This window comes from Teichococcus vastitatis, assembly GCF_003604215.1.
In the GTDB taxonomy this organism is placed as follows: Bacteria; Pseudomonadota; Alphaproteobacteria; order Acetobacterales; family Acetobacteraceae; genus Pseudoroseomonas; species Pseudoroseomonas vastitatis.
Window position 1 is genome coordinate 1 of record NZ_QXGS01000097.1, and the last position, 3946, is coordinate 3946.

At 67.2% G+C, this 3946-nt stretch carries 4 protein-coding genes; 1 reads left to right on the forward strand and 3 read right to left on the reverse strand.

Annotation, left to right across the window (positions count from 1 at the left end):
* Positions 1 to 527: hypothetical protein (locus D2K64_RS22990; RefSeq protein ID WP_202910808.1), on the forward strand; the 527-nt coding region annotated here is incomplete at its 5' end.
* 78 nt (positions 528 to 605) lie between these two features.
* On the opposite strand, the gene D2K64_RS22995 is transcribed toward D2K64_RS22990, so the two are convergent.
* From D2K64_RS22995 to D2K64_RS23005, 3 genes are all read right to left on the reverse strand, one after another.
* Positions 606 to 821, reverse strand: coding sequence for a hypothetical protein (locus D2K64_RS22995; protein WP_120010708.1), 216 nt, complete (start codon positions 819 to 821; stop codon positions 606 to 608).
* Between the two features lie 183 nt (positions 822 to 1004).
* The gene (locus D2K64_RS23000) at positions 1005 to 2732 is read right to left on the reverse strand and encodes a bifunctional diguanylate cyclase/phosphodiesterase (protein ID WP_120010710.1); all 1728 of its coding nucleotides are present in this window, start codon (positions 2730 to 2732) and stop codon (positions 1005 to 1007) included.
* 193 nt (positions 2733 to 2925) lie between these two features.
* Positions 2926 to 3819: a LysR family transcriptional regulator gene (locus D2K64_RS23005; RefSeq protein WP_120010712.1), complete on the reverse strand. Its 894-nt coding sequence runs from the start codon at positions 3817 to 3819 to the stop codon at positions 2926 to 2928.
* Positions 3820 to 3946 lie beyond the last annotated feature (127 nt).

Genomic DNA, 3946 nt, shown 5'->3' on the forward strand with positions numbered 1-3946 from the left:
AGCTGCCGGCCGAGCATCAGGTCTCCCTTGACCTGCTCAATCGGGGGATCCGCGACTACGCCGCCTCGCTCCTCAAGCCGGACCTGCCGGCGGCGCAGGCTGATCGTGTCGCCAGCCTGATCGAGGAGGCGGACTACGCCGCAAGCCTCGGGGAGACGCTGCACCAGGTGGCTCGGCGCGTGCTCCGCGAGGAGTTCTCCCCTGAGGCCAAACCAGTGGTCGAGGCGGTGCTGGACCGGATCGCCGGCCAGATGCGGCTCGTGCTGCCGGCCGCCGCTGATCCGGACCGGCGCGGCGAGATCCCCTCGCTCGCGGCGCTGCGGGAGCGCACCCTCGGCATGGGCCATGCGGTACCGCCGCCCGGTGAGCGGGGTGCCATCCTGGCCCTGCTCGGCAGCGCGGAGCGTGCCGGCCTGCTGGTGAACCGGCTAGACGAGGAGCGCCGCTCCGTGCCCCGGGTAGCACCCGTCGCAGCACGGGCACGGCCCGCCGCTCCGTTGGCCGGTGCTGCCCAGCCCGCGGAGTAGAACCTCCGCCTCGGATGACGAAGGCCTGAGGAAGCGCTTTCCTCAGGCCTTCGTCATCTCAAGCGGCCGCCGAACGGGTCACTCAGCGGTACGCCCCTGACCTGCCGCGATGGTTTGCTCCCGCGCCGCCTTCCGGAACAGCCAGGCCGATAGGAGCCAGAGTGCGGCGAAGAATGCGGTCAGGGCCACAATAGAACCAGGCCAGCTCGCACTGGTGGCACCCAGGCCGGCCGCCAGGGCAATCACACCGGCCGATACCTGAGCGAGCGCCATCAAGGCCAGCACGCACATCATGCCGTAGGGCTGGAAGATTCCTCAGTTGGTGCTGAGGGATTGAATGACGATCTGCCTTCGAGGGAGGGTCCGCTAAATCGCTGGAACTGGGAACCACTCTAAGTCTGATGCCGGCACCATGCCATACGATCCGGCGCCGCCTTGGCCGTTGCCTTCAGCGCGGCGACGGCGCCGGTCAGCGTCTCAGGGTCGGCATCGGGCTCGCCTGCCGGCCGCGACGCTGCAGCACAGCAGGGGAAAGAAGCGAGCCGTACCCGAGCGGTCATGGCCATGAAGGCCACCCGCTGCCCGGTCGGCGGCGTCATGCAACCCCGCCGCCTCTTGCGCAAACCCCTCCAGCAACGCGGCCAGCCGCTTGCGGAGGGTCTTGCTGTCCAGCCGCTCCAGCCCGGCGAAGAAGTCGTCGCCGCCGACATGGCCCAGAAAGGTATCACTTTCAGGAAAGCCGCGGCGCAGATGCTCGGCCAGCAGCTCGATGGCGCGATCGCCGCGGCGGAAGCCGTAGCGGTCGTTGAAGGCCTTGAAGTTGTCGAGGTCGAAGTAGCAGAGGTAGCGGGCATGCTGGGCCGAGAGGCCGAGCGTCTCGACCCGTGCAGCGATGGAATGGTTGCCCGGCAGGCCGGTCAGCGGGCTCTGGTCGCGAGCCTGCCGCAGCCGGCGTTCGTGCAGCACCGAGAGCAGTGCCTGCGCCGACAGCACGCCGAGATAGCGGTTGTTGCGGGTCAGGATGACACCGGCCGCCTGGGGCGAGGCGGCGAAGGCCTCCAAAGCGCGATCGGCGCCGGCATCGGCCTCGACCACTGGACAGGGACGCGCGAAGCGCCTGGCGGAGAAGCGCATCGCCGGGTTCTGCAACAGGGAGCGGCCGAAGGGCGAGTAGACGTACTCCCGCAGCGTCCTTTCGTGCACGAGCCCGCAGGGGATGCACTCCGCCGTTACCACCGGATACACGTCCAACTCGGGATTATTGCGGAACAAGGCGAACAGCGTCTCGGCTTCCGCGTCATCGCGGACCGGCTGCGGCCGCTCGGCCGCGGCGAGAAGTTGCGCGGCATCCTGCGGCCGCCCGGCGGCGGGACCGCGCCCGATCACGGCGGGCTGCGGCAGGTGCGGGAAGCTGATCTCCACCCCCTCCGACAGCCCGGCCATGGGCAAGGTGGGGCGGGCGATGAAATAGCCCTGCGCCAGGTCGCAGCCGGCGGCGCAGCAGGCGAGGAACTCGGCGCGGTTCTCCACCCCCTCCGCCACCACCCGCAATCCGAGGCGGCGGGCCATGGCCGCGATGCCGGAGACGATGAGCTGCCGGCGTGGGTCCTCGCCCAGCCCGGTAATGAAGCGGCGGTCGATCTTGACGTAGTCGGCCTGCCCTTCCGCCAGCATGCCCAGCCGCGCGGCACCGCGCCCAAAATCATCGACGGCGATGCGGTGTCCCTGTTCCTGCAGGCGGCGCAGCACGGCAGACATTCCGACCTCGGCCTGTTCCTCCAACCGCTCGGAAATCTCGACGCAGACCGCGCCGGCAGGCAGGCCAGCGGCCGCCACGCTGTGCGCCAGCCCGGCCAACGCCGTCTCGGCCGGCAGGCGTGGATCGATGTTCAGGAACAGCAGGGGGCCACCCACGGCAGCGCTGCGCAGCGGGGTGAAGGCGGCCAGGGCGCGGCGCTGCACCAGGGCTTCTAACTCCGCCAAGACGCCGAGCGTCGCCGCCTGGTCGAGCAAGTCGATCGGAGTAGCGAAGCCTAGTCGGTCATGGCCGCGCAGCAACGCCTCATAGCCATGCAGACGCCCGGTTGCAGTCTCGACGATGGGCTGTAGCGCGCAGGTGACACCAGCGCTGACTTCAGCCAGGAAGGTCTGTCGCGCCTGTTCCGCATCCAGTCGGGTCACGCCCTCCGAGAGCTTCAGAGCCAATGGAAGTTGCGCTTACAGCAGTTCAACATGACTTACGCTTTCGGCTAAAGCGGAATGGATAAGCCTCCGCTAATGAAGCAGGCCATATCTCCGACAGCTTGCTAGCGCCAGAGTAGATTTTGTTCAGATCAACCTATCATAATTGCTTCATGGTTCCAGACTCTTGATCTGGACAGGTCGCTTCCAAGAATTTTCAGGGATCTTGAGCAAAGCGAGCGAACTCTGTGACTAGGTGATCGAAGACGGCGCGCACTCGCGGTACGTTGCGCAAGTCTTGATGGGTGACGATCCAGGTGTCGAGTGCGGCGACCTGAACCTCCGGCAGCACGGGGCGGAGCAGCGGATCGGCGCGGCCGACCGGCACCTGAACAACCGCGATACCGAGACCGGCTCTTGCGAGCGCCAGTTGCGCCGGATGGCTGTCGGTGCGCACCACGGAGCGGCCGCGGGTGAGGGCTGGATGCAGCGCAAGAGCCACTTGCAGGTCGGCACGTGCATGATCGGGACCGATGAAATCGTGTATGGCGAGGTCGTTGCGGCTCGCCGGCACCCCCCGCTGCGCGAGGTAATCAGGGTGCGCGAATAATCCGAGCGGGATCGAGCAGGTCTTCTTCGCCACGAGCGCTTCCTGCTTCGGCGGATGCATCCGCACCGCGATGTCCACCTCCTGCTCAAGCAGGTCGGCGGAGGCATTGCTGAGCGACACCTCGACGGTGATGTCAGGGTGCGTCCTATGGAGATCCACCAGCATCCGGGGCAGCACCTCGATGCCGACAATCTCGGACACGCTTAACCGCACCGTGCCGGCGATCTCGCCGGGCGGCGCTGAGGCGGCGCGGACGAAGGCGTCAGACGCCCTTGCCATCGCCTGCACCGGATCTGCCAGCGCACGCGCCTGCTCAGTGGGAACGAGGCCGTTGACCGAGCGCGTGAAGAGCACCGTGCCGAGCGCTTGCTCGAGTGCTTCAATCCGGGCTCGCACCGTCGGCTGTGCGACGCCCAGGCGCCGTGCCGCCCCGGACAAGCTGCCCTCTTCCAGCACGGCGAGGAAGGTCCGCTGATCGTCCCAACTTACACGGTTGCTCATATAAAATCATCTAGCACCTCAAAGCATTTCGTCAATTATTGGCCGGCCCCCGCCGGTGCATCCTTTGCGTCTCAGTGAGGAGATGCGTGATGAGGACGAACAAGACAGCGCTAGTCCTGGGCGCGAC

What these genes read in the sequence shown, in the direction of transcription:
- D2K64_RS23005 (WP_120010712.1), bottom strand. Translation starts at nt 3,819, where the DNA reads ATGAGCAACCGTGTAAGTTGGGACGATCAGCGGACCTTCCTCGCCGTG.
- D2K64_RS22995 (WP_120010708.1), bottom strand. Translation starts at nt 821, where the DNA reads ATGATGTGCGTGCTGGCCTTGATGGCGCTCGCTCAGGTATCGGCCGGT.